The sequence below is a fragment of the Geodermatophilus sp. SYSU D00742 genome, assembly GCF_054049935.1.
The window spans coordinates 167075-190679 of sequence record NZ_JBJGYJ010000005.1 but is presented as its reverse complement, the minus strand read 5'-3'; the positions used below and the strand labels follow the sequence as shown (position 1 = coordinate 190679).

Sequence of the window (23605 nt, the reverse complement as noted above, 5' to 3'; positions counted from 1 at the left end):
ACAACGGTGCAAGGCCGGGGGGCGCCAATAACACCCCCCCCCCCCCCGGGGGGGCCCGGCCGCCCCCCGGCCCCCCCCGGGGCGCCCGGGCCTCGCGGCACCGGGCGCCACGCGTGGAGGGAGGTCGTCGCGGCGACCGGGGCACACCACCGGCTGGAGCGGCTCGGCTTGTCGGGTCGCAGGGGGTGCCCTTAGCGTCCGGGCGCGGGTGTGAGCCAGGTCGCGCCCCCACCGAGAGGAGTCCCGTGCCCGGTCGAGTCGAGGGCAAGGTCGCGTTCATCACCGGCGCCGCGCGCAGCCAGGGCAGGAGCCACGCGCTCCGGCTGGCCGAGGAGGGGGCCGACATCATCGCCGTCGACCTCTGCGGCCCGGTCGAGACCATCGGCATGTACCCGCCGGCCACCGAGGAGGACCTGGCGGAGACCGTCCGTCAGGTGGAGGCCCTCGACCGGCGGATCGTCGCGACCAGGGCCGACGTCCGTGACACGGCGGCGTTGCGCAGCGCCGTGGACGACGGGGTGTCCCAGCTCGGTCGGCTGGACATCGTGCTGGCCAACGCCGGGGTGTTCGAGCTCCAGCCGTCCCTGGAGCTCAGCGACCGGGCGTGGCAGGAGATGATCGACATCAACCTCACCGGCGTGTGGAACACCTGCAAGGTGGCGCTGCCGCACCTGGTCGACGGCGGGGGCGGGGCCATCGTCATCACCAGCTCGACGGCCGGCCTCAAGGGGACGCCGAACACCATCCACTACACGGCGGCCAAGCACGGGGTGATCGGCATCATGCGCACGCTGGCCAACGAGTTCGGCAAGCAGTCCATCCGGGTCAACACCGTCCACCCCACCGGCGTGGACACGGTGATGATCCAGAACGAGAAGACCTGGGGCCTGTTCACCCCGGAGGACCCGAACCCGACGCGGGAGAAGTTCACCGAGATCTTCGAGACCCTCCACCCGCTCCCGGTGCCCTACGTGGAGGCGCGGGACATCTCCAACGCCATCCTGTTCCTCGTCTCCGACGAGGCGCGGTACATCACCGGTGTGACCCTCCCGGTCGATGCCGGGTACACGGTGAAGTGACGCCCTCGCGGGGCGGCGGTCACCGCCGCCCCGCGCTCGCCCCGACCGAGGAGCCCGCCCTGAGACCGCACGCCCACCCCGAGCCCCGGCCCGTCGACGGGGACGCCGTCGACGACGACGTCGTCACCGGGCGCCGGGTCACGCACGACGACGGCGCCTCGGTCCGCGCGATCCGCCGCCGGGTGGCCCGCCACCTGGTCGGCCGGGAGCGTGAGCTGGACCTGCTCCTGGCGGCGGTCGCCGCCGGGCGCGACGTGCTGCTGGAGGGTCCTCCCGGGACGTCGAAGTCGACGCTGCTGCGGTCGATCACCGCCGAGTGGGGCGTGCCGCTGGTCTTCGTCGAGGGCAACGCCGACCTCACCCCCACCCGGCTGGTCGGCCACCACGACCCGGCACGGGTGCTGCGCGAGGACTACACGCCGGAGAACTTCGTGCCCGGCCCGCTGGTCGAGGCGATGCGCACCGGGGGCTTCCTCTACGTCGAGGAGTTCAACCGGGCGCCGGAGGACACCCTCAACACGCTGCTCACCGCGATGGCCGAGCGGCGCATCGCCGTCCCCCGGGTGGGCACGGTCGAGGCGCTGCCGACCTTCCGGCTGGTGGCCTCGATGAACCCCTACGACAACATCGGCACGACCCGCCTGTCGACCTCGGTGCACGACCGCCTGGTGCGGCTGGCGATCGGCTACCAGGACGCCGAGGCCGAGCGCGGCATCGTCGGGCGCCGCACCGGCGTCGAGTCACCGCGCCTGGTCGCCGACGCCGTGGCGCTCACCCGCGCCACGCGGGTGCGCGACGACGTCCGCCAGGGCAGCAGCGTGCGGGGCGCGATCGACCTCGCCCTCGTCGCCGCACAGCTGGCCGCGCTGCGCGACGTCCCGCTGCCCGACGAGCCCTCGGTGCAGCCGCCGCGGGGCCTGCCCGAGGCGTACACCGCCGTCGTCCTCGACGCGCTGCTGCTGGCCCTGTCCGGCCGGATCACGGTGGACGAGACGGTGGAGACCTCACCCGAGGCCGTGCTCCGCGAGATCTGGGAGGACCACTTCCTCCTGGCGCCCTCGGCGGCCGACCCCGGTTGAAGAGCGGTCGAGGCCGACTCGCCCGTCACCCGGCGCGACCGCGGGACGGCGGGCCGGCCGCGGGGCCTGAGGCCCCTGCGGCGCAAGCCCAAGCAGCTGACCGAGGCGCCGTCGCTGTACCGGCCGGCGCCCGGCGGTGGCGGGCTGGCGCTGTCCTCGGGCGACCGACGGCGGACCCCGACGGCGCCGCAGGGCCCCGGCGGGTCGGCGCCGCACACGGGTGAGGAGCCCGCCGAGCTCATCGCGCTGGCCGACCTCGCGGCCGGGAGCCCTGCGGACCAGGAGGCCCGACGCCGGGCGCGGATGATCGCCCGCCGGCTGTCGGTCCCGCGTCCGCGGCGGGACCGGCGGCCGCGCCGCGGGGTGGGTGAGCTGACCAGCCTGCCGTGGAGCGGCGGCTCCGACGAGCTGGACCTCGAACGGACGCTGGAGCTCCTGGCCGGGAACCCCTTCCCGGAGGAGCGGGACCTCGTCGTCCGCGAGCGGGTGCGCCGGCGCCGCTCGGTGGTGCTCGTCGTCGACCTCTCCGGCTCCATGAAGGGTGAGCGCGTGCGCACGGCCGCCGCCGCGGTGGGCGCGCTCGCCGGCGAGCTGGCCCGCGACCAGCTGGCCGTCGTCGCCTTCTGGTCCGACGCCGCGGTCCTGGTCCGCCTCGGGGAGCAGGTCGACCCGCTCGCCGTCCTGGACCTGCTGCTGCGCGTGCCGGCGCAGGGGCTGACCAACGTGACCTTCGCGCTGGAGACCGCGGCGGGGCAGCTGGCCGGCCGACCCGCCCGGGACTCGCGCGTGCTGCTGCTCAGCGACTGCGTGCACAACGCCGGCCCCGACCCGCGCGTCACCGCCGCCCGCCTGCCGCGGCTGGACGTGCTGCTGGACGTCTCGGGGGAGCGCGACGTCGACCTGGGGCGCGACCTCGCCCGGCTGGGGCGCGGGCGGCTGCGGCTGGTCCGCGACGCCCGGGACGTGGCCGGGGCGCTCGGCGCGCTGTTCGCGGACTGACGCCGGGTCGTGCCGTCGCCGCCGGCCACGTGTGGGGGCGGGGTCGAACGTGCCCACCGCCCCTGGTGGTCGCGCAGCAGCCGGCCGCCGCCGCGGGGCAGCGGGTCCACCGGCGCATCCCGCCGGGCGAGGAACACCTGTTCTCGCCGTCGACCGGGTGATGATGGTCCATCCGGCCCGACCGGCGCCTGCGAGGAGATCCCCATGCCGCCGCTGACCACCGCGTCCCTGCCGTCGATCGCAGGCCGGGTCTCGGTGCCCACCTACGACCGGTCCCGCCTGCGGGCCGGCATCGTGCACCTGGGCGTCGGCGCGTTCCACCGGTCGCACCAGGCGATGTACGTCGACCGTCTCCTGGAACAGGGGGAGGCGGGGGAGTGGGCGATCTGCGGCGTCGGCGTCCTGCCGTCCGACCGGCGCATGGCCGAGGTCATGGCGGCGCAGGAGGGGCTGTACACGCTCGTCGTCAAGCACTCCGACGGCAGCCTCGAGGCGCGGGTGGTGGGATCGGTCGTGGAGTACCTGCTCGCGCCGGACGACCCCGACGCGGTGGTCGAGAAGATGGCCGCCGAGACGACACGGATCGTCTCGCTGACCGTCACCGAGGGCGGCTACAACACCGACCCGGTGACCGGCCGGTTCGACGCCTCCGACCCCGGCGTCCTCGCCGACCTCCGGCCCGGTGCGGCGCCGTCGACGACCTTCGGCCTGGTGGTCGAGGCGCTGGTCCGGCGTCGGGACCGTGGGCTGCCCCCGTTCACCGTCGTGTCCTGCGACAACATCCAGCACAACGGGGACGTCGCCCGCCGCGCCTTCGCCGCCTTCGCCGCGCTGCGGGACGCCGACCTCGGCACGTGGGTCCAGTCGGAGGTGCCGTTCCCGAACTCCATGGTCGACCGGATCACCCCCGCGACCACGGACGACGACCGCGCCGAGGTCGCCCGGCGCTTCGGTGTCGAGGACGGCTGGCCGGTGGTCTGCGAGCCCTTCACCCAGTGGGTGCTCGAGGACCGGTTCGGCCTCGGCCGACCGCCCCTGGAGGACGCCGGGGTCCAGCTCGTGGCCGACGTCGACCCCTACGAGCGGATGAAGCTGCGGCTGCTGAACTCCGGTCACCAGGCGCTGGCCTACCTCGGCCGCCTGGCGGGGTACCGGCTGGTGCACGACGCGGCGCAGGACCCGCTGTTCCGGCGGTTCCTGCTCGGCTACATGGAGGCGGAGGCGACGCCGACCCTGCTGCCGGTCCCCGGGATCGACCTCGAGGAGTACCGGAGGAGCCTGGTCGAGCGGTTCTCCAACCCGCACGTCCGCGACACGCTGGCGCGCCTGGCCTTCGACGGCTCGGAGCGGCTGCCGAAGTGGCTGCTCCCGGTGGTCCGGGACAACCTGGCCGCCGGAGGGGAGGTGCGCCGGTCGGCCGCGGTCGTCGCCGGGTGGGCGCGCTACTGCGAGGGCGTGGACGAGGACGGGCAGCCGATCGAGGTCGCCGACCGGCGGCGCGACCCGCTCGCCGCCGCCGCCCGCCGCCAGCGGCAGGACCCGCTCGCCTTCCTCGCCGACCGCGAGTTGTTCGGCGACCTCGTGGACGACGAGCGCTTCACCCGGCCCTACCAGGCGGCGCTGACCTCGCTGTACGAGCGGGGCGCCCGGGCCACCCTGGAGACGCTGGTCGCGGAGCTGGCCACGACCTGACCCGCCGACGCCCCGGTCAGGCGCCCGGGCCCGGCGGCTCGGGGTGCAGACCCAGGCCGGCGGTCCACAGGTCGAGCAGGACGTCGAGCACGACCTGCCGGTCGGTGTGCCAGTACCCGAGCACCCAGTCGGTCACGAAGTCGGTCAGCTGGATGATCAGCAGGCTCAGCCGCAGCCGCGCCTCCTCGCGGTGGTCCTCGCCCCACCGCGCCAGGTAGCCGGACATCGCGTCCGCGCACCGGCCCAGGAACTCCGGCCGCAGGGCCGCGAGCTCGGGCTCGAGCCCGACGGCCTGGCGGTTGACGACGACGTCGTCGCGGTGCCGCTCGTAGAAGCCCAGGGCGTCGTCCAGCCATGCCCGCAACTGCTCGCGGGTGGGGACGCCCAGCGCGTCGAGGCGCTGGTAGTACTCGATGGTCTCGGGCATCAGCCGGCGCTCGGCCAGCGCCGCGGCCGCCTGCCACTTCCCGTCGAAGTGCAGGTAGAAGGTCGCGCGGCTGGCACCGGCGCGGGAGGCGATCTGCTCGATGGTGGTGGCGGCGTAACCGCGCTCGACGAAGAGCTCCTCGGCCGCCCGCAGGAGCACCTCGAACGTCGACGCCTTCTGTGCCTCGCGGATGCTCGGGCGCGCCTTCACCTGCGCTGCGGGGGCTTCCTCGGACACCGGGTGAGTGTAGGGACGCAACGGCGCCGCCCGCTCCGCCGTGCGGGCCCCGGGGACAGCGCGTCCCCGGGACCCTGCGGCCGTGCTCACCCCAGGCTGGCCCGCAGCGCGTCGATGAGGGCGGCGGTGCGGGGTTCGCCGACGAGGGAGGCGCCCAGCTGGTTCTGCGCGTAGCCGAAGCCCACCCGGTGCTCCACGTCGGCGAAGCCGAGGGCCCCGCCGGCGCCCTGGTGGCCGAAGGACGACGGGCCGAGCAGCGGCATCCCGGCGTGGTCGAGCATGAAGCCGCTGCCGAACCGGCTCGGGCTCATCAGGACCCGGTCGGGGCCGAACACCTGCTCGGCGCGGGCGGCCTCGACGGTGGCCTCGGACAGCAGGCGGACGCCGTCGACGGTGCCCACCGTCGCCGCGTACATCCGGGCCAGCGACCGGGCGTTGGTGACGCCGTTGGCGGCCGGCTGCTCCATGTGGCGTGCGCGGGGGTCGTTCCAGGTCTCGGCGTGCGGGGTGGGCAGCGCGCCGTTGGTCGACAGCACCCGCGCGAACAGCGACGTGGGGTCCATCATCGCCCCCACCACCTGCATGACCACGGCCTTGACCGCGGGGTCCTCGATGGCTTCGAGCGCCGTGGGGTCGGGGACACCGTCGAGCAGCGGTGCGTAGTCGACCTCGGTGCCCTCGGGGACGCCGATCCAGAGGTCGAGCTTCAGCGGTGCGGCGACCCGCTCGGCGAACTCCGCGCCCAGGGAGCGGCCGGTCACGCGGGCGACGAGCTCGCCGAGCAGCCAGCCGTGGGTCAGGGCGTGGTACCCGTGCGCGGTGCCGGGCTCCCACAGCGGCTCCTGCGCGGCCAGCGCGGCGGCGACCGGTCCACCGGCGAAGAGGTCCTCGCGGGTGAGCTCGGCGGTCGGCACGGGCAGCCCGGCCTGGTGGGTGAGCAGCATCCGCACCGTCACGCCCGCCTTGCCGTTCGCGGCGAACTCCGGCCAGTAGGTGGCCACCGGGGCGTCGAGGTCCAGGACGCCGGCCTCGGCCAGCGCGTGTACCAGGACCGCCGTGGCACCCTTCGTCGCGGAGTAGACCAGGGTCGTCGTGTCCGGCCCCCAGGCGCGACCGGTGGCCGGGTCCGCGACGCCACCCCAGAGGTCCACCACGGGTGCCCCGTCGACGTAGACGGCCACCGAGGCGCCGACGTCCCCGCGCACCCGGAAGTTCTCCTCGAACGCCTGCCGCACGCCCTCGAAACCGGGGGCGACGTGCCCGTTCACCGACACCTCTGCTGCCATGGACCGCTCCTCGGTGCGTGCTGGCCAGGTCCGCCCGAGGCCCGGCGGGCCCCCCTGACGGGTGTGAGGCGCGCCACGGTAGGGCCTCCGCAGCGCCACGGTCAACGAGTCGCTGGACCGGCGTCCAGTCAGTTGACGGCAGCCAGCGGCACTGCCACTGTGACCCACCTCACTGCCGATCCGGCAGGGGTTCCCGCACACCGTTCCGATCGCCAGGAGGCACGGACATGCGTTGTGGCATCACGCTCTTCATCCAGGGCTACCAGGACTGGGACCGCTTCGAGGCGGTCGAGAACGGGGAGTCCGTGGCCCCCCTGGACCCGCAGGAGGACGCCAGGCGGTTCGAGGAGGAGATCGACTCGGCGCTGGAGCTGGAGGACCTCGGCTTCGACTCGCTGTGGACCGTCGAGCACCACGTCAGCCCGTACACGATGATCACGAACCCGATCCAGCTGCTGAGCTACTTCGCCGGGGCCACCAGCCGGATCGACGTCGGGACCATGATCGTCGTCCTGCCCTGGCACCACCCGCTGCGGGTGGCCGAGGACATGACGATGCTGCAGTACGTCCTGCGCGGGCGGACGCCGTTCATCGGGGTCGGGCGGGGCGCCGGCCGGCGCGAGTTCCGGCAGCTCGGCTTCGACATGAACGAGTCCAAGGAGCGCTTCGCCGAGAGCATCCAGGTCATCCAGAAGGCGCTGACCGAGGAGCGGTTCAGCTTCACGGGGGAGCACTACCGGTTCGAGGACGTGTCGATGCGGCCCCGCCCGCGGGACCCGCAGCAGCTGCTGGACGCGATGCACTTCTCCTGGGGGTCGCCGGCCTCGGCCCCCATCGGCGCCCGCTTCGGCCTGAAGCCGCTGATCATCCCGCAGAAGCCGTGGGCGGACTACCACGCCGACCTCACCGAGTTCAGCCGCGCCCGGGCGGAGTGCGGGCTGCCGCCGGTCCGGCCGCGCATCCACATGAACGTCTACTGCGCCGAGACCGAGGCCGAGGCGGAGGCCGGCGCCCGCCAGTTCGTGCCGCAGTACGCCGACAGCGCCGTCCGCAACTACGAGCTGTTCAGCAACCACTTCGCGACGACGAGGGGCTACGAGCACTACGCGCAGATGGCCGGCGCGGTGCCGTCGAAGGAGGTCGCCGCCGCCGGCATGGCCCAGACCTACCTCGACAACCACGTCTGGGGCACGCCGGAGCAGTGCATCACCAAGCTGCGGGCGATCGCCGAGGAGTTCCACCCCGAGGAGTTCATGCTCGTCATGCGCTTCGGCAACATGCCGCAGGACGTCGCCGAGAAGAGCACCGCGCTCTTCGCCCGCGAGGTGCTCCCGGCCGTGCACGAGTTCCCGACGATGGAGCCGATCAGCCCCCTGGATCGCCGAGGCCACGGTGTTCGTCCACAACTACCGCCGCTTCGACGCCTCGGCGCTGCTGGGACACATCCGCCGCTGCGGCGTCACCTCCTTCTGCGCGCCGCCGACGGTCTGGCGGATGCTGATCCAGGCCGACCTGTCCGGGGGCCCGGGACGTCTCCGGGAGGTGGTGGCCGCCGGTGAGCCGCTCAACCCGGAGGTGATCGAGCAGGTCCGCCAGCAATGGGGGCTGACCATCCGGGACGGCTTCGGGCAGACCGAGACCTCCGTCCAGATCGCCAACACCCCCGGCCAGGACGTTGTCCCCGGGTCGATGGGCCGCCCGCTGCCCGGCGTCCCGGCGGTGCTGGTCGACCCCCTCACCGGCCGCCCGGCCGACGAGGGGGAGATCTGCCTGGACCTCTCGGCGGGCCCGGTCGGGCTGATGACCGGCTACACCGACGACCCGCAGCGCCACGCGGAGGCGATGGCCGGCGGCTACTACCACACCGGGGACGTCGCCCGGCGCGACCCCGAGGGACACATCACCTACATCGGCCGCACGGACGACGTCTTCAAGAGCAGCGACTACAAGATCAGCCCGTTCGAGCTGGAGAGCGTCCTCATCGAGCACCCGGCGGTCGCCGAGGCGGCCGTCGTGCCGGCGCCGGACCCGGTACGGCTGGCCGTGCCCAAGGCCTTCGTCGTCCTGGCCGAGGGGTGGTCGCCGGACGAGGAGACCGCGCGGTCGATCCTCGCCCACGCGCGGGAGCGGCTGGCTCCCTTCCAGCGGGTCCGCCGCATCGAGTTCGCCGACCTGCCCAAGACCATCTCGGGCAAGATCCGCCGCGTCGACCTGCGCGCCCTGGAGGCGCAGCGGTCCGAGGGCGCAGCCCCGGCGTCGGCCGAGTTCCGCGACGACCGGCTCCGCGACCCCGCGCCCTCCACGGCCGCGCCCACCGGCTGAGCTCCGGGCTGCTCCGACGGTCACGCCTGCTCCCGACCGTCCGACGCGCTGCGCGGTCCCGGCCGGGCTGGCACCGTGGGGGCGTGCCCGCCGTGACCGCCCTGCCCGAGGCCGTGCGGTCCCGGTTCCGCGCCCGGGTGTCCGGTGACCCGGCCGGCGCGCCGGACTGGGTGCGCGACATCGGCACGGTGGGCGGCGGGCCCGGCTGGTTCGAGCCGGACGGCGTCGTGTGGTGGGTGCACGGCGATCTGTCCACCCTCGTCGGCGGGGTCGCCGCGCTGCTCGGCCAGGCCGCCCACCCGCTGGCGCTGGCCGGGGTGCAGCGGCACTCGGCCTACCTGGCCGACCCCTGGGCGCGGCTGGCGGGGACGGCGCGCTGGCTGGTGGTGACGACGTTCGGGTCGGCGGAGCTGGCCGAGCGGGAGGCGGCCCGGGTGCGGCGCATGCACACCGTCGTCCGCGGCACCGACGCCGCCGGTCGCCCCTACTCCGCCGGCGATCCGCAGCTGCTGCGCTGGGTGCACCTGGCGTTCACCGACGCCTTCCTGGCCGCGCAGCAGGCCGTGGGCCGGCCCGCGCCGGCCCGGTTCGGACGGCACTGGCCGGACCGGTACGTGGCCGAGTGGGCCCGCAGCGCCCACGCCCTCGGTGCCGACGACCTGCCCGGCACCGCCGCCGAGCTGGCCGAGGCGCTGGACTCCTACCGGCCGGTGCTGGAACCCGTGCCCGCCGAGGTGCGCGCCTTCCTCGCCGCCCCGCCCGGTCTCGGCCCGGCCGAGCAGGTGTTCTACCGCGGGCTGTCCGGCGCCGCCGGGCTGCTGGTGTCCCCGGTCCTCGCCCCGGCGGCCGGGGTGCCGGGCCGCGGCGCGGGCGTCGTGCGGCTGCCGGTTACGCGCGCGCAGCTGCGCGGGCTGCGGCTGGTGCTGGGGTCCCGCAGCCCGTCGGAGGAGGCGGCGCGCTGGCGCCTGGGCCTGGGGCCCGCGCCCGCGTGGACCCGGCCGCCGTCGTGAGGGACCATCGGGCGCCGGGTGCCGCCGACGCCTCGAGGAGCGCGCCATGACCACGGTCCGTCTCTCGGCGGGTGACTTCGCCGACACGGTGGAGGCCGCCGGCATCGTGCTCGTCGACTTCCGGGCGCCCTGGTACGGCCCCAGTCGCGGGTTCGCGCCGGTGTTCGAGGCGGCCGCCGAACGTCACCCGGACCTGGTCTTCGCCACCGTCGACGCCGAGGCCGAGCGGGGCCTCGCGGCGGCCGTCGGGGTCCGCGCCGTGCCGACGCTGATGGTGTTCCGGGACGGCGTCCCGGTGTTCGCCGAGCCCGGCGCCCTGCCGGCCGACTCGGTGGAGCTGCTGATCGCCACCGTCCGGGAGCTGGACATGGTCGCGGTGCGGGAGCAGTTCCCCCACCGGTGAGCCGCCCGACTCACCGGGCCTGTGCCGACCGCGCCCGCTCCAGCCCGTCGAGCACCAGGTCCAGGCCGAACTCGAACTCGGTCGCGTAGTCGTACCCGGGCCGCATCACGTGCTCGGTCGTGAACTCGTGCAGGTGCGGGTAGGTGTCGACCGGGAACGCGGCCAGCATCACCTGCGCCAGCTCGGCGGTCTCCTCGGGGGTGTCGAAGGGCAGCCCGCGTTCCTGCAGCGCGAACCCGTAGACGTAGCTGTCGATCGCCGAGAACGCGTGCCCGGCGAGGACGACGGAGAACCCCGCCGCCCGCAGGCACCCCAGGACGGCGTCGTGCTGGCGCAGGGTCGCCGGGCCGGGGCTGGTCCGCGACTCCATGAGGCCGATCGCCCACCGGTGCCGGGACAGGGCCGCCCGGGCCGAGATCGCCCGGCGACGCATCGCCGCCTGCCAGTCCTCCCCGGTGGGCAGCTCGATCTCGGCGAAGACGACGTCGATCATGCCGTCGAGCAGGGCGTCCTTGTTGGCGACGTGGTGGTAGAGCGACATCGCCTCCACGCCGAGTGCCTCGCCCAGCCGTCGCATGCTCAGCCCCTCGACGCCACCGGCGTCGGCGAGGGCGACGGCCGCGGCCAGCACCCGTTCCCGGCTCAGTGGGGGGCGGGACCCGCGCGGGGTCAACGACGGTCTCCGGTCATGGCTTGACGAGCTTACGCTGTAAGTCCAGTCTTACGCCGTAAGCCACGAGACGACGGAGGACGCTGTGCAGGACGAACGGATGGGGGAGCGGGCCGGACCGGCCGCCGAGGTCATGACCACGGTGCTGCAGGAGCGCTACGGGGCGGCGCCGGAGCAGGTGCTGCGCCTCGGGCAGCGGGCCCGGCCGGAACCCGGAGCGGGCGAGGTGCTGGTGCGGGTCGCGGCGGCCAGCGTCGACCGGGGCACCTGGCACGTGATGGCCGGGCTGCCCTACCCGATCCGGCTGGCCGGGTTCGGCCTGCGCCGACCGGAGGGGCCCAACCCGGGCCGCAACCTGGCCGGGACGGTGGTGGCCGTGGGCGACGGCGTGGAGGGGTTCGCGCCCGGTGACGACGTGTTCGGCGTCGGCCGGGGCACCTTCGCCGAGTACGCGCTGGCCCGGCCCGGGAAGCTCGCCCCGATGCCGGCGGGCACCTCGTCCGCGGCGGCCGCCGCGGTGCCGGTCTCCGGGCTCACCGCGCTGCAGGCCGTCCGCGACCACGGGCGGGTGGGGGCCGGCCAGCGGGTGCTGGTGATCGGCGCCTCGGGCGGCGTGGGCACCTTCGCCGTCCAGCTGGCGAAGGACGCCGGCGCGGAGGTCACCGCGACCTGTCGCACCGACAAGGTCGCGGCGGTCCGGGCCCTCGGCGCCGACGTCGTCCTCGACCACGCGCGGGAGGACGTCACCGCCGGTGGGCAGCGCTACGACGTCGTCCTCGACATCGGTGGCAACCGCCGGCTGGCCGAGCTGCGCCGCGCCCTGACCCCGCGGGGCCGGCTGGTCATCGTCGGCGGGGAGAACGGGGGCCGGTGGCTCGGCGGCACCGACCGCCAGCTGCGCGCCTCGGTGCTCTCGCCGTTCGTCGCCCAGCGGCTGGGCACCTTCGTCGCGTCGGAGAACGCCGCGGACCTGCGGGTGCTCGCCGGGCTGCTGGAGGCCGGCCGACTCACCCCGGTCCTGGACCGCTCCTACCCGCTGGCCGACACCGCGGCCGCGGTCCGCCGCCTGCTGGACGGCGACGGGGTGGGCAAGGTCGTCGTCACCGTGCCCTGACCCACCGCGGCCGGACCCGGGGACCGGGTCCGGCCGCGGTGGCCGGGCATCAGTGCAGTGGTGCCGGTTCCGGCTCGTCGCCGGCGGGGCGCCGGCCGTCGGGGCGCGGGGCGGTCCCGTCCTCCGGCCGCCCGGCCGGGGCGTGCGAGCGCGCCGGCCCCGGGTCCTCCACCGCCTCACCGCGGGCGACCATGCCGGCGACGTCGGACAGCGGGATCTCCTTGAGCAGCAGGGCCAGCACCAGGGCGATGGCGAAGGCCGGGAGCAGGTACCCGAACACCGGCGCCAGTGCGTCGGCGTAGGAGTCGACGATCGCGGTCCGCAGCGGCTCCCCGGCGGCCTGCACCGCGGCCGGCACCAGGCTCTCGGGTGAGGTGATGCCGGCCGTGACCGCCTGCTCGCCGTTGGCCTGCAGGGCGCCGGTGAGGTTCTCGGCGAGCCGGCTGGTGAAGACCGTCCCGAAGATCGCCACACCCAGGGTGGCGCCGACCTCGCGGAAGTAGTTGTTCGTCGCGGTGGCCGCGCCGAGGTCCGACGGCGGGACGGCGTTCTGCGCCACCAGGACGACGATCTGCATGATCAGCCCGAGGCCCAGGCCGATGACGAACAGCATCGTGCAGATCGTGACCAGCGAGGTCCCACCCGACAGCGTGGTCATCCACACCATGGCGGCGGCCACGACGAGCACCCCGGCGATCGGGAAGGCCTTGTAGCGCCCCGTCCTGGTGGTCGCGATGCCCGAGCCGATCACGGTGATGAACAGGCCGCCCATCATCGGCAGCAGCAGCAGGCCGGAGTCGGCCGCCGAGGTGCCCGAGGCCATCTGCAGGAACGTCGGCATGAAGGCGATCGCCGAGAACATGCCCAGGCCGACGGCCGCGCCGAGCGCGGTGGTGACCACGAAGGTGCGGTTGCGGAACAGGCTCAGCGGGATGATCGGCTGCACCGCCCGCTGCTCGACCAGCACGAAGGCCAGCGCCGAGACGACGAAGGTGGCCATCAGGGCCAGCGTCGCGCCGTCGGTCCAGCCGCGGTCGCCGCCGGAGTCGGTGGAGAAGACCAGCGACGCGGTGGCGGCCGACAGCGTCACGACACCCGCGTAGTCCACCGGCTCGGTGTTGCGCTTGCGCGGCAGGGTGAGGGCTGACCAGCCGATGAGCAGCGCCGCCACGCCGACCGGCACGTTGATCCAGAAGCACCACTGCCAGCCCAGGCTCGCGTGGTCGGTGAAGTAGCCGCCGACCAGCGGGCCGGCGACCGCGGACAGACCGAACACCGCGCCCAGCGGGCCCATGTACTTGCCGCGCTCCCGGGCCGGGACGACGTCGGCGATGATGGCCTGCGACAGGATCATCAGGCCGCCGCCGCCGAGACCCTGGACGCCGCGCCATATCACGAACCAGGTGAAGTCCGGCGACAGGGCCGCGCCGACGCTCGCGACGGTGAACAACCCGATCGCGACCAGGAACAGCGTGCGGCGTCCCCACAGGTCGCCGAACTTGCCGTAGACCGGCATGACGATCGTGCTGGCCAGCAGGTAGGCCGTGGTGACCCAGGCCATGTGCGAGACCCCGCCGAGGTCGCCGACGATCGTCGGCATCGCCGTGGAGATGATCGTCTGGTCCAGGCTGGACACGAGCATCCCCGCGATGAGCGCGGAGAAGATGAGGTTGACCCGGCGGCGGGTCAGGACGATCGGCGCCGGATCGGTGGTGGCGGTGGTCAACGTGCTCCCCGGACTGGTCATGACGCCGAGGTCGTCGGCGCCGGGCTGAGGGTGGCGAGGAACGCGGTCCGCGTCGCCTCGAGGTAGGGGGAGAGGGGGGTGCCGTCGTCGGCCTCGAACCAGGCGCGGCACGCCGTCATCACCAGGGCCTGGGCCGCCGCCGCGAGCGCGGTGCAGCCGGCGTCGGGGCCGGGCAGGGCGAGACGCTCGGCGAGCAGGCCGGCGATCTCGCGCTCCTTGGAGGCGGCCCGGGCCAGGTGGGCGGCCAGCAGTCGGGGCTCCCGCTCGGCCAGGGCCATCGCCGTCTGCAGGCCGGTGCGGCCGACCTCGGTGACCACGGGGGTCGGGTCGAGCAGGTCCAGCAGGTCGGCCAGGAGGTCGCCGGTGGGACCCCCGGCGAGGAACGCCGCTCGCGTCTCGGGTGTCCCGAGCGGCGGTTCCTCGCCGACGACGGCCCGTTCCTTGGACTCGAAGTAGTTGAAGAACGTGCGCAGCGACACCCCGGCCCGGCTGCAGATCTGCTCGACGGTCACGCCGTCGAGCCCCGCGGCGAGGACCAGCTCCTGGGCCGCCTCGGTGAGCCGGCGCCGGGTGTCGGACTTCTTGCGCTCACGGAGCCCGGTTTCGTGCACGACGTGCATCTTTGCACGACGTGCACGGATCCACGCGCAGCTGTGGGCGATCCCACGGGGGTGGCCGGGCCCCGCGGCCCGCCGCCCGGCGGGCGACGGTCGGGTCGGTCAGGCCCCGGTGAACGACCCGAGGGCGGCCTGGGCGCAGGCGGTGTCCTCCTCCGGGGTCGCGCCGCTCACCCCGACGCCACCGACGACCTCGCCGTCGCGCAGCACCGGCAACCCGCCGCCGAGGGTGGTCGGCCGGAAGCCCAGCTGGGCCCCGGCCACCTCGAGCACCTCCGGGCGCCGCTCCCGGACCTCCGCGAGCTCCCCCGAGGGACGGCGAAACGCCGTCGCCGTGGCCGCCTTGGTCCGGGCGATCCCCGCGGTGAAGCCGGGCGCGCCGTCCGCGCGGGAGACGACGACCTCCATCCCGGCGGCGTCGACCACCGCGACGCTCACCCGCACGCCGAGCTCCGCCGCGTGGGCGAGGGCGGCGTCCGCCGCCGCGCGTGCCTGGTCGTGCCCGATGCCGTGGCTCATGCCCGTTCCTCCCGGTCGTCGTCGGCCGCGGCGTCCCGCGACTCCGGGCACACCGTGCCGACGGGCGGCGCCGCGCGATCGCCCGGGTCCCGCGGCGACCCCGGGTCGGGCACGCGTCAGCGCGGCAGCGTGATCTTGTACTGGGCCATCTTGCGGTAGAGCGTCGCGCGGCCGATGCCCAGTTCCTCGGCCGCGCGGGTGATCGTGGTCCCCGGCTCGGTGAGGCAGCGGACGATCTCGTCGCGCTCGAGCCGCTCGAGCCGGGTGAGCGGGCGGCCCCCGCCGTCGAGGACCTCCGGCGGCAGGTGGTGGACGTCGACGAGGTCGGCGCGGGCTGCCGCCTCCCGGACCAGGCGCCGCAACTGGCGCACGTTGCCCGGCCACGAGCAGGAGGTCAGCGCACGCACCGCGCGGGCGGTGAACCCGACCTCGCGGTGCCGCTCCTGCTCGGCGAACCAGCGGGCGAGCGGAACGACGTCGTCCGTGCGGTGCCGCAGCGCGGGCACCTCGACGACGGTGTCCACCAGCCGGGCCAGGTGCCCGGGGATCGCCCCGAAGTCCGGCGCGGTGAGGACGAACGGCTGCGGCCGGCCGGTGCGGCGGACCGCGCCCAGGGTCTGCGCCAGCTCCTCGGCCGCCCAGGCCGGCAGGTGTGGCAGTCCGGAGACCACCACGAGGGTGTCGGCGTCGCGCAGCTCCGGCGTCCACAGCTCCAGCCAGGCCGCGACGTCCGGGCCCTCGGGTGCCCGGGCGTGCAGGACCCGCTGCCGCGGGACGACCCGCCGGCGGGCCAGGGCGGCCAGGGCCGCCTTGCCGGCGCCCGGCTCGCCGACCACCGCGGTCACCCGGTCGGCCGCCCCTGCGGCGTGGGCCGCCGCGGCCCGCCACCCGGCGGACACGCACGGGTCGCCGGCGTCGGCGGCGAGGCGCCCACCCACGACGTGGAAGACCTCGCCCCGCGGGGCGGGGCGCACCGTCCGCCCCCCGGCGCGGACCAGCATCAGCGCGCTGGTCGCGCTCGCCGCCGCCTGGGCCAGTCCGAGCAGCAGGTCGGAGGAGGAGTCCGACCAGGTGGTCAGGTTGATGCTGCCGGCGAGGCCGCCGCTGACCGGGTCCACGACCGGCACGGCGGCGCAGGTGAACCCGCGCAGCTCGGCGCACCAGTGGTCCGCGGCCCGGACGAGGGACGGCGCGCGGTCGGCCAGGGACAGCCCGAGCCCGTTGGTGCCCGCGTTGCGCTCGGCGTAGGAGAAGCCCGGTGCCAGGTGCACCCGGTCCAGGGACCGGAGGATCCCCGTGTCGGTGCACAGCCGGGCGAGGACCAGCCCCTCGGCGTCGGCGACCATGAGGCTGACCGGCTCGTTGGCGATGGTCGCCTGCAGGTCGGTGAGCACCTGGTGGGCGCACTCGTAGAGCAGCGACCCGGTGTCCGGCGAGCCGGTGAAGACCGGGACGACCTCGTCGGGGGTGACGCCGTAGTCCTGGCTGCGCCGCCAGGAGGCCCGCAGCCGGGAGGGTGCCGGCCGCGCGGCGAGCGCCGGGTCGGCCAGGGGGGCGGGGGCGGCCCGGTGGACGTCCACGGGACACCTCCTGCGCGGGGCTGGGAGGCGGCCGGCCGGTACCGGCGCCGGGGGTCGAGTGGCCCGCGTCACACGAATGTAACCCCGGGCCGGCGTGCTCCGGGGCGTTCCGGGGCGCGCTGCGGGGCGTTCCAAAGTGAGACAACGACCGGCTTCTGCGCTTGTGCGGCCGTGCCTAGCGTCTGCTCCACCAGTGTGACCGGCGCCACAGGAGGGGACCGCAGATGTACACCAAGGACGGCGAGAAGTACTACGTGGTGGACGCCCACATCGCCCTGTGGGACGGGCGGCCGGAGAACCAGCGCAACGTCCACGGCAAGCAGTTCATCGACTGCTTCTACGACTACCACCGCAACCTCAGCCCCGAGTCCGAGGTGTGGTCCTACGAGGAGTACCTCTACCAGGGCGGCGAGCGGCTGATGCGCGACGTGTTCGTCGACGGCATCGTCGACCACGCGATCTTCCAGCCGGCGCGGCTGGCCGAGTTCTACCACCGGGGCTTCGGCCAGACCGACGAGGCGTCCGCCCTCGCCGCTCAGCACCCCGACAAGCTGACCTACAACCACTACTGGGACCCCCGCGACGGGGAGAACGGCCTGGACCGGTTGCGTGCCGACGCCGAGCGGTTCGGGCTCAAGGGCGTGAAGCTCTACACCGCCGACTGGCACGGGGAGTCCCGCGGCTGGAAGCTCACCGACCCGATGGCCTACCGGTACTTCGAGCTCTCCCAGGAGCTCGGCATCCGGAACATCCACGTCCACAAGGGCCCGACGATCCGGCCGCTGGACCGCGACGCCTTCGACGTGGCCGACGTCGACCACGCGGCCACCGACTTCCCGGACCTGACCTTCGTCGTGGAGCACTGCGGCCTGCCCCGGCTGGAGGACTTCTGCTGGATCGCCACCCAGGAGCCCAACGTGCACGCGGGCCTGGCCGTCGCCATGCCCTTCATCCACACGCGGCCGCGGTACTTCGCCCAGATCATCGGCGAGCTCCTCTACTGGGTGGGGGAGGACCGCATCCTGTTCTCCAGCGACTACGCGCTCTGGACGCCGAAGTGGCTGGTCGAGCGGTTCGTGGACTTCCAGATCCCCGAGGACCTGAGCGAGTACGCGCCGCTCACCACCGCGCAGAAGAAGAAGGTGCTCGGCCTCAACGCCGCGCGGCTCTACGACCTGCCGGTGCCCGAGGAGCTGCGGCTGCCCGAGGCCGGCGAGCCCGCGACCGGCCCGCGCCAGCCCGAGGCCGCCGACCTGGCGATGGCGTGAGGGTGTGCCGATGACCGCCGTCCTGCCCGGCCTCGCCGCTCCCGGTCTCGAGGGAGGGGTCCGTGCCGCCCTCGGCACCGTCGTCGACCCCGAGCTCGACGAGCCGATCACCGACCTCGGCTTCGTCCGCTCGGTCGCCGTGGACGGCGGGACCGTCGAGGTCCACCTGCGCCTGCCGACGTCGTTCTGCGCGCCGAACTTCGCCTGGCTGATGGCCTCCGACGCCCGGGAGGCGGTGGCCGCCGTCCCCGGGGTGGAGCGGGTCGTGGTGGCGCTCGACGACCACCACGACTCCGACCTGATCAACCGCGGCCTGGCCGCGGGCGCCGACTACCGGACCACCTTCGCCTCCGAGGCGGAGGAGTCCCTCGACGAGCTGCGGGCCACCTTCACCCGCAAGGCGCACACCGCGGCGATGGAGCGGGCGCTCACCGCCGCGCTGCGCGCCGACCCGTCGCTCGCCGCAGCCGACGTCGCCGGACTCACCCTCGCCGACCTGCCACCCGGCGCGCCGACGACGGAGGGGCTGCTGCGCCGGCGGGCCGCCCTCGGCCTGCCGGTGGACGGTGCCGCGCCGGTGCTGGTCCGCGACGACGGGACCCGCCCCGACCCCCAGGAAGCACCCCTGCTCCTGCGCCGGGCCCGCTCCGTGCGGATCTCCGTCGACGGCAACGCGCACTTCTGCCGTGGCCTGCTGGCCACCCGCTACCCCGGCGCGGAGGCCGACCAGGTGCCCCGTCCCGAGGACCGCCCGCTGCTCCCGCTCACCGTCTCGAAGGGAACCCACCCGTGAAGGCTGTCCGCGTGCACGAGTACCACGCCGACCCCTCGATCGACGACATCCCCGAACCCCGGCTCCAGGGGCCCCTCGACGTCATCGTCAGGATCGGCGGCGCCGGGGTCTGCCGCACCGACCTGCACATCCTCGAGGGCCAGTGGGCCGAGCTGCAGAACCCGGACCTGCCCTACGTGATCGGGCACGAGAACGCCGGGTGGGTGCACCAGGTCGGGGAGGGGGTCACCAACGTCGCCGTCGGGGACACCGTGATCCTGCACCCCCAGCCCAGCTGCGGTCTGTGCACGGCCTGTCGCGCCGGCCGCGACATGCAGTGCGCGAACGCCTTCTTCCCCGGGTTGTCGAACAACGACGGCGGCATGGCCGAGTACCTGCGCACCACCGCCCGCGCCTGCGTGAAGCTCGACCCGTCCACCGACCCGGCCGGCGTCGCCGCACTGGCGGATGCCGGCATCACCGCCTACCACGCCGTGCGCAAGGCGCTGCCGCTGCTGCACCCGGGCACGACGGCGGTCGTGCAGGGCGCCGGCGGCCTGGGCCACATCGGCGTCCAGTGCCTGGCCGCACTGTCGGGCACCCGGATCGTCGTCGTCGACCGCAACCCCGATGCCCTGGAGCTCGCCCGGCAGATCGGCGCGGACGAGACCGTGGTCGCCGACGGCAACCAGGTACAGGCGGTCCAGGACCTGACCGGCGGGGGCGCGGACGTCGTCTTCGACTTCGTCGCCGAGCAGGGCGCGGAGATGGACGGCTGGCACATGACCGGCCCGGCCGGCTCGTACTACGTCATCGGGTACGGCGGCGAGCTCCGGATCCCGACGCTGGACTTCGTCGCCGGCGAGAAGAACGTGGTCGGCAACATCGTCGGCACCTACAGCGACCTGGCCGAGCTGATGGTGCTCGCGCAGGCCGGGAAGGTCACCCTGCACACCCAGCAGTACCCGCTCGACCGGGCCGTGGACGCGCTGCGCGACCTCGACGCCGGGAAGGTGCGGGGGCGCGCCATCCTCGTCCCCTGACCCGGACAGCCCTCCCGGCCGGTGCGCCGGCCGGGAGGGCCTGCCGGGGACCGCGCCGGGTGCGTCCCGGGACGGCTGCCTCCGCAGCCGGGCGGCTGCCCGGTCCCAGGAGCACCCCGCCGCCCGGTAGGAAGAGGCCATGGCTGTGGTCCAGGAAGTGCGCGACCGGGTCCTCGTCGTCCGCATCCAGCGCGAGGAGAAGCGCAACGCCATCGACCGCGCGACGACCGACGGCATCGAGGCCGCGCTGGACCGCCTGGACGACGACCCGGGGCTCCTGGTCGGCGTCATCACGGGGACGGCGACGGTGTTCTCCGCGGGCACCGACCTCAACGAGCCGGTCAGCCCGGCCACGGAGCGCGGCGGGGAGTACGGCCTGATCCGCCGGTCGCGGGTCAAGCCGCTGATCGCCGCCGTGGAGGGGCCGGCGTTCGGCGGGGGATTCGAGATCGTGCTGGCCAGCGACCTCGTGGTCGCCTCCACCACCGCACGCTTCGCGCTGCCGGAGAGCCGCCGGGGGCTGGTCGCCAGCTCCGGCGGGCTCTTCCGTGCCCTGCGCTCACTGCCCGTCAACGTCGCACGGGAACTGCTCCTCACCGGGGCGGAGCTCGACGTCCGCCGCGCGCACGAGCTCGGCCTGGTCAACCGCCTCGCGGCGCCGGGTGGTGCGGTCGAGGCGGCGCTCGCGATGGCCGGGGAGATCTGCGCGTCGTCCCCCGTCAGCGTGCGGGAGACCCTCCGGGCGATCGCCACCCAGCAGGAGGCCGACGAGGACCTGGGGTGGTCGGCCACCGCGGCCGCGCAGGAGACGGTCCTCGCCTCCCAGGACCGGGTGGAGGGCATCGCCGCCTTCCTGGGACGGCGCACGCCCCGGTGGCAGGGGAGGTGATCCGTCCTCGGCCGGGCACGGTCCGGCGCCGGGTCCCGGTGACCGGAACGCCGCAGCAGGTCGCGCGCGGGGGCAACCTGCATGGTCGGGGTCCCGCCGGCTCCCCGAGGACGGTGATGACGCAGGCGACCACCCCACCGGACGTGGCCCGCACCTGAGGGCGCGCGCATCGTCGGCCGCGAGATCGGCCTGACCTCGCCCGCGGTGCAGCGCCGGCTGGGCGTCGACCGCCCCGACGTCGGGGCGGTCGCCCCGGACCTGCTCGCCGGCAGCACGGCCGAGGTCGCGTAGCCCGTCGGTCCCCGCATCCTCCGCCGCCGTGTGTCACCCGGGACATCGGCCCGCCGTGCTGTCGACAGTCCTCTGCCGGGTGTCGACTCACGACCACTACGATGTCGGGGTCGGGGAGAGGGGACGACCGTGGAGTCGCTGGCCAGTCTGGACCGCAGCACCCTGCGCGAACGCGCGCTCGAGTCACTGCGCTCGGCCGTCCTCTCCGGCCACTACCGGCCCGGTGACCACCTCGGCGAGGTCGAGCTCGCGTCGTCGCTCGGGGTGAGCCGGGGCACGGTGCGGGAGGCACTCCGGCACCTCCAGCAGGAGGGCCTGGTCACCGCCGGCAACCGGGGGATGCTGCGGGTCAACAGCCTCAGCGCCGCAGAGGTCCGCGAGCTCTTCCAGGTCCGCGCGGCCCTCGAGGGCCTGGCGGTCCGGGAGGTCATCGCCTCCCCGCGGCGGGAGGCCGCGGTGGTTGCGCTGCGCGACGCGCTCGAGCGGATCGCCGCCGAGGACGAGGAGTCGCCGGCACGGATCGAGGCGGACCTGGCCTTCCACCTCCTGCTCTGCCGTCTGTCGGGCAACTCGATGCTCGTCGAGGCGTGGCAGCGGCTGGAGGGCCGCATGCGGGTGGCCATCCTCAACGCCGCGGCGTGGCAGGCACCGATGACGGCACGGGACCGGCACGCCCCGATCGTCGACGCCATCGAGCAGGGGGACGTGGCCGGGGCCCAGCGTGTGCTCGAGGACCACATGACCGCCGCTGCCGAGCACTTCGCGGAGTCCGCCCAGCCCGCCTGACCGCTCCGTGCGGCAGCAGCACCGACCCCCTCTGTGGCGGCGGCGCCGCAGGCCCGACGGCAGCGCATGCCCGGCGGGACTGCCGCATCCCCGGCGGCAAACGCCGCCTACCCCGCTCCGCCCCCACGGCGGCAGCGCGGCCGGAGCCTGTCCGGTCCGTCCTGCCCGGGGGTGACGCCGGCCCGCACCTGCCGCGCCGGCCCGCGCCCGGGATGCGGCCGATCCCGGAGTGACCCTTGACACCGTGACGCGCGCCACCCACACTCGGTCGGGAGTTGACTGTTAACAGTTAACGCACAACGGGGACCACGCCCATCGCCCACCCGGAGACACCATGACCGAACGGCACCCTCCCGTCCGCGACCCCCATCTCGAAGAGGTCGCCGCCTGGCACCCGATCGAGGGCACCCCGACCAAGAAGAAGGTCGCCATCGGGTGCTCCGTCGGCGCGACGATCGAGACCTACGACTTCATCGGCTTCGGCATCGCGGCCGCGCTGTACTTCAACACCGCCTTCTTCCCCGCGGACGACCCGCTGTCGGGCACGCTGCTGTCCTTCGCCACGCTGGGCATCGGTTTCGCGGTGCGCCCGCTCGGCGGGATCATCGGCGGCTACCTCGGCGACCGGATCGGCCGCAAGCCGGTCCTCGTCGGCTCCCTGCTGCTCATGGGCATCGCGACGGTGCTCATCGGGGTCCTGCCCACCTACCAGCAGGTCGGCATCTGGGCCGGCATCCTGCTGGTGGTCGTCCGGGTCGTCCAGGGCCTCGCGTTCGGCGCGGAGTGGGGCGGCGCGATCCTCATGTGCTTCGAACACGCGCCCTGGCGCAAGAAGGGCCTGTACACCGGCATCACCCAGGCCGGCTTCCCGGTGGGGCTGCTGCTGGCCAACCTCGCCTTCCTGGCCAGCGTCCCGCTGGGCGGCTCGTGGGCGTGGCGCGTGCCGTTCCTGCTCAGCGCCGTCCTGATCGTCGTGGGCATCGTGATCCGGCTCAAGGTCGAGGAGTCGCCCGAGTTCGAGGAGCTCAAGGAGGAGGGCGAGCTCTCCAAGAACCCGCTCCTCGAGGTGCTCCGCGACGACTGGCGGAACATCCTGCGCGCCTTCTGCCTGCGGATCACCGAGACCGCCGGTTACGCGGTGTCGGTCACGTTCATGCTGTCGTACGTCGCCGCCGAGGAGCTGGCCGACCGGTCGGTCACGCTCACCGCGACCATGATCGCGGCCGGGATCGGCATCTTCGCCACCACGTACTGGGGCGCGCTGACCGACCGCGTCGGGCGGCGCCCGGTGTACCTGCTGGGCACCGCGCTGCACCTGCTGTGGGGCATCCCGCTGTTCCTCGTGGTCAACACCGGCGCGGCCGTGGCGATCGTCTTCGCCTTCGTCATCAGCTACGCGGTGCTGCAGAACTCGCTGGCCGGGGTGCAGGGCGCCTGGTTCTCGGAGTTGTTCGCGACCAAGACCCGTACGACCGGCGCGTCGCTGGCCTACCAGATGTCGGCCGTCGTGTCCGGGTTCACCCCGCTCGTCACCACCGCGCTCTACGCCGGCTTCGGCTGGATCGGCCCGGCGCTGCTGTTCAGCGGCTACGGCCTGCTGGGCCTGGTCGCCGCGCTGCTGACCCGCGAGACCTGGGGGCGGACGGAGCGCGACGAGGTCGCCGCCCTCGAGCGCTCGATCCGGACGTCGGCGCCCGGCGGGGTCCCCACGCCCCGCAACCGGGTGGCCGCCTCCCGGCCGACGGCCGACTCCGCCACCGACTGACCCGACCCGA

22 protein-coding genes are annotated in these 23605 nt (G+C 74.5%); 15 read left to right on the top strand and 7 right to left on the bottom strand.

The features are described from left to right. Positions 1-245 precede the first annotated feature (245 nt). The 4 genes from ACI78V_RS05705 (at position 246) to ACI78V_RS05690 (ending at position 4849) form a co-directional block, all read left to right on the top strand. Entirely contained in the window at positions 246-1079 is an 834-nt protein-coding gene (locus ACI78V_RS05705; protein ID WP_456849765.1) for a mycofactocin-coupled SDR family oxidoreductase, read from the top strand. Then, on the top strand, positions 1076-2158 hold the full coding sequence (locus ACI78V_RS05700; protein WP_456849763.1) for an AAA family ATPase: 1083 nt from the start codon (positions 1076-1078) through the stop codon (positions 2156-2158). Before ACI78V_RS05705 ends, ACI78V_RS05700 begins: the two co-directional genes overlap by 4 nt. A 303-nt stretch (positions 2159-2461) precedes the next feature. Then, complete coding sequence (locus ACI78V_RS05695; protein ID WP_456849760.1) at positions 2462-3157, top strand: VWA domain-containing protein; 696 nt, start codon at positions 2462-2464, stop codon at positions 3155-3157. A gap of 204 nt (positions 3158-3361) precedes the next feature. Next, positions 3362-4849 carry a mannitol dehydrogenase family protein gene (locus ACI78V_RS05690; protein WP_456849758.1) on the top strand — a complete coding sequence of 496 codons (1488 nt, stop codon included), beginning with the start codon at positions 3362-3364 and terminating at the stop codon, positions 4847-4849. 16 nt (positions 4850-4865) lie between these two features. Here ACI78V_RS05690 and ACI78V_RS05685 read toward each other — a convergent pair whose 3' ends face one another. Both ACI78V_RS05685 and ACI78V_RS05680 read right to left on the bottom strand, forming a co-directional pair. After that, on the bottom strand, positions 4866-5513 hold the full coding sequence (locus ACI78V_RS05685) for a TetR/AcrR family transcriptional regulator (protein ID WP_456849756.1): 648 nt from the start codon (positions 5511-5513) through the stop codon (positions 4866-4868). A gap of 86 nt (positions 5514-5599) precedes the next feature. Next, the gene (locus ACI78V_RS05680) at positions 5600-6799 is read right to left on the bottom strand and encodes a serine hydrolase domain-containing protein (RefSeq protein ID WP_456849754.1); all 1200 of its coding nucleotides are present in this window, start codon (positions 6797-6799) and stop codon (positions 5600-5602) included. A 227-nt stretch (positions 6800-7026) separates the two neighbouring features. On the opposite strand from ACI78V_RS05680, the gene ACI78V_RS05675 reads away from it, so the two are divergent. The 4 genes from ACI78V_RS05675 (at position 7027) to ACI78V_RS05660 (ending at position 10534) form a co-directional block, all read left to right on the top strand. After that, complete coding sequence (locus tag ACI78V_RS05675) at positions 7027-8358, top strand: LLM class flavin-dependent oxidoreductase (RefSeq protein ID WP_456849752.1); 1332 nt, start codon at positions 7027-7029, stop codon at positions 8356-8358. Next, positions 8243-9121 carry an AMP-binding protein gene (locus ACI78V_RS05670; RefSeq protein WP_456849771.1) on the top strand — a complete coding sequence of 293 codons (879 nt, stop codon included), beginning with the start codon at positions 8243-8245 and terminating at the stop codon, positions 9119-9121. The genes ACI78V_RS05675 and ACI78V_RS05670 overlap by 116 nt, the downstream gene beginning before the upstream one ends. 83 nt (positions 9122-9204) lie before the next feature. After that, positions 9205-10131, top strand: coding sequence for an oxygenase MpaB family protein (locus ACI78V_RS05665; protein WP_456849750.1), 927 nt, complete (start codon positions 9205-9207; stop codon positions 10129-10131). Between the two features lie 46 nt (positions 10132-10177). Next, the gene (locus tag ACI78V_RS05660) at positions 10178-10534 is read left to right on the top strand and encodes a thioredoxin family protein (RefSeq protein ID WP_456849748.1); all 357 of its coding nucleotides are present in this window, start codon (positions 10178-10180) and stop codon (positions 10532-10534) included. Positions 10535-10544: 10 nt separating this feature from the next. Here the strand turns inward: ACI78V_RS05660 and ACI78V_RS05655 are convergent, their stop codons facing one another. Continuing rightward, positions 10545-11207 carry a TetR/AcrR family transcriptional regulator C-terminal domain-containing protein gene (locus tag ACI78V_RS05655; RefSeq protein WP_456849746.1) on the bottom strand — a complete coding sequence of 221 codons (663 nt, stop codon included), beginning with the start codon at positions 11205-11207 and terminating at the stop codon, positions 10545-10547. A gap of 82 nt (positions 11208-11289) precedes the next feature. On the opposite strand from ACI78V_RS05655, the gene ACI78V_RS05650 reads away from it, so the two are divergent. Next, positions 11290-12318 carry an NAD(P)-dependent alcohol dehydrogenase gene (locus ACI78V_RS05650; protein WP_456849744.1) on the top strand — a complete coding sequence of 343 codons (1029 nt, stop codon included), beginning with the start codon at positions 11290-11292 and terminating at the stop codon, positions 12316-12318. A 49-nt stretch (positions 12319-12367) separates the two neighbouring features. Here the strand turns inward: ACI78V_RS05650 and ACI78V_RS05645 are convergent, their stop codons facing one another. The 4 genes from ACI78V_RS05645 to ACI78V_RS05630 form a co-directional block, all read right to left on the bottom strand. Continuing rightward, a complete protein-coding gene (locus tag ACI78V_RS05645; RefSeq protein ID WP_456849742.1) occupies positions 12368-14065 on the bottom strand; it encodes an MDR family MFS transporter in 1698 nt (565 codons plus the stop codon). Next, entirely contained in the window at positions 14062-14676 is a 615-nt protein-coding gene (locus ACI78V_RS05640; RefSeq protein WP_456849741.1) for a TetR/AcrR family transcriptional regulator, read from the bottom strand. Before ACI78V_RS05640 ends, ACI78V_RS05645 begins: the two co-directional genes overlap by 4 nt. Positions 14677-14784: 108 nt before the next feature. After that, positions 14785-15201: a heme-binding protein gene (locus tag ACI78V_RS05635; RefSeq protein WP_456849739.1), complete on the bottom strand. Its 417-nt coding sequence runs from the start codon at positions 15199-15201 to the stop codon at positions 14785-14787. A 116-nt stretch (positions 15202-15317) separates the two neighbouring features. Further along, the gene (locus ACI78V_RS05630) at positions 15318-16781 is read right to left on the bottom strand and encodes an AAA-type ATPase lid domain-containing protein (protein WP_456849737.1); all 1464 of its coding nucleotides are present in this window, start codon (positions 16779-16781) and stop codon (positions 15318-15320) included. Positions 16782-17005: 224 nt separating this feature from the next. Here ACI78V_RS05630 and ACI78V_RS05625 point away from each other — a divergent pair, with 224 nt between their 5' ends. From ACI78V_RS05625 to ACI78V_RS05600, 6 genes are all read left to right on the top strand, one after another. Continuing rightward, a complete protein-coding gene (locus ACI78V_RS05625) occupies positions 17006-18049 on the top strand; it encodes an amidohydrolase family protein (RefSeq protein ID WP_456849735.1) in 1044 nt (347 codons plus the stop codon). Positions 18050-18059: 10 nt separating this feature from the next. Next, entirely contained in the window at positions 18060-18842 is a 783-nt protein-coding gene (locus ACI78V_RS05620) for an iron-sulfur cluster assembly protein (protein WP_456849734.1), read from the top strand. Next, positions 18839-19864, top strand: coding sequence for an NAD(P)-dependent alcohol dehydrogenase (locus ACI78V_RS05615; RefSeq protein ID WP_456849732.1), 1026 nt, complete (start codon positions 18839-18841; stop codon positions 19862-19864). The genes ACI78V_RS05620 and ACI78V_RS05615 overlap by 4 nt, the downstream gene beginning before the upstream one ends. 139 nt (positions 19865-20003) lie before the next feature. Further along, on the top strand, positions 20004-20753 hold the full coding sequence (locus tag ACI78V_RS05610; RefSeq protein ID WP_456849730.1) for an enoyl-CoA hydratase-related protein: 750 nt from the start codon (positions 20004-20006) through the stop codon (positions 20751-20753). 420 nt (positions 20754-21173) lie between these two features. Continuing rightward, complete coding sequence (locus ACI78V_RS05605) at positions 21174-21830, top strand: GntR family transcriptional regulator (RefSeq protein ID WP_456849729.1); 657 nt, start codon at positions 21174-21176, stop codon at positions 21828-21830. Between the two features lie 334 nt (positions 21831-22164). After that, on the top strand, positions 22165-23595 hold the full coding sequence (locus ACI78V_RS05600) for an MFS transporter (RefSeq protein WP_456849727.1): 1431 nt from the start codon (positions 22165-22167) through the stop codon (positions 23593-23595). The last annotated feature ends 10 nt before the right edge of the window (positions 23596-23605 follow it).

What these genes read in the sequence shown, in the direction of transcription:
- ACI78V_RS05695 (WP_456849760.1), top strand. Translation starts at nt 2,462, where the DNA reads ATGATCGCCCGCCGGCTGTCGGTCCCGCGTCCGCGGCGGGACCGGCGG.
- ACI78V_RS05690 (WP_456849758.1), top strand. Translation starts at nt 3,362, where the DNA reads ATGCCGCCGCTGACCACCGCGTCCCTGCCGTCGATCGCAGGCCGGGTC.
- ACI78V_RS05680 (WP_456849754.1), bottom strand. Translation starts at nt 6,799, where the DNA reads ATGGCAGCAGAGGTGTCGGTGAACGGGCACGTCGCCCCCGGTTTCGAG.
- ACI78V_RS05675 (WP_456849752.1), top strand. Translation starts at nt 7,027, where the DNA reads ATGCGTTGTGGCATCACGCTCTTCATCCAGGGCTACCAGGACTGGGAC.
- ACI78V_RS05660 (WP_456849748.1), top strand. Translation starts at nt 10,178, where the DNA reads ATGACCACGGTCCGTCTCTCGGCGGGTGACTTCGCCGACACGGTGGAG.
- ACI78V_RS05645 (WP_456849742.1), bottom strand. Translation starts at nt 14,065, where the DNA reads ATGACCAGTCCGGGGAGCACGTTGACCACCGCCACCACCGATCCGGCG.
- ACI78V_RS05635 (WP_456849739.1), bottom strand. Translation starts at nt 15,201, where the DNA reads ATGAGCCACGGCATCGGGCACGACCAGGCACGCGCGGCGGCGGACGCC.
- ACI78V_RS05625 (WP_456849735.1), top strand. Translation starts at nt 17,006, where the DNA reads ATGTACACCAAGGACGGCGAGAAGTACTACGTGGTGGACGCCCACATC.
- ACI78V_RS05620 (WP_456849734.1), top strand. Translation starts at nt 18,060, where the DNA reads ATGACCGCCGTCCTGCCCGGCCTCGCCGCTCCCGGTCTCGAGGGAGGG.
- ACI78V_RS05610 (WP_456849730.1), top strand. Translation starts at nt 20,004, where the DNA reads ATGGCTGTGGTCCAGGAAGTGCGCGACCGGGTCCTCGTCGTCCGCATC.
- ACI78V_RS05600 (WP_456849727.1), top strand. Translation starts at nt 22,165, where the DNA reads ATGACCGAACGGCACCCTCCCGTCCGCGACCCCCATCTCGAAGAGGTC.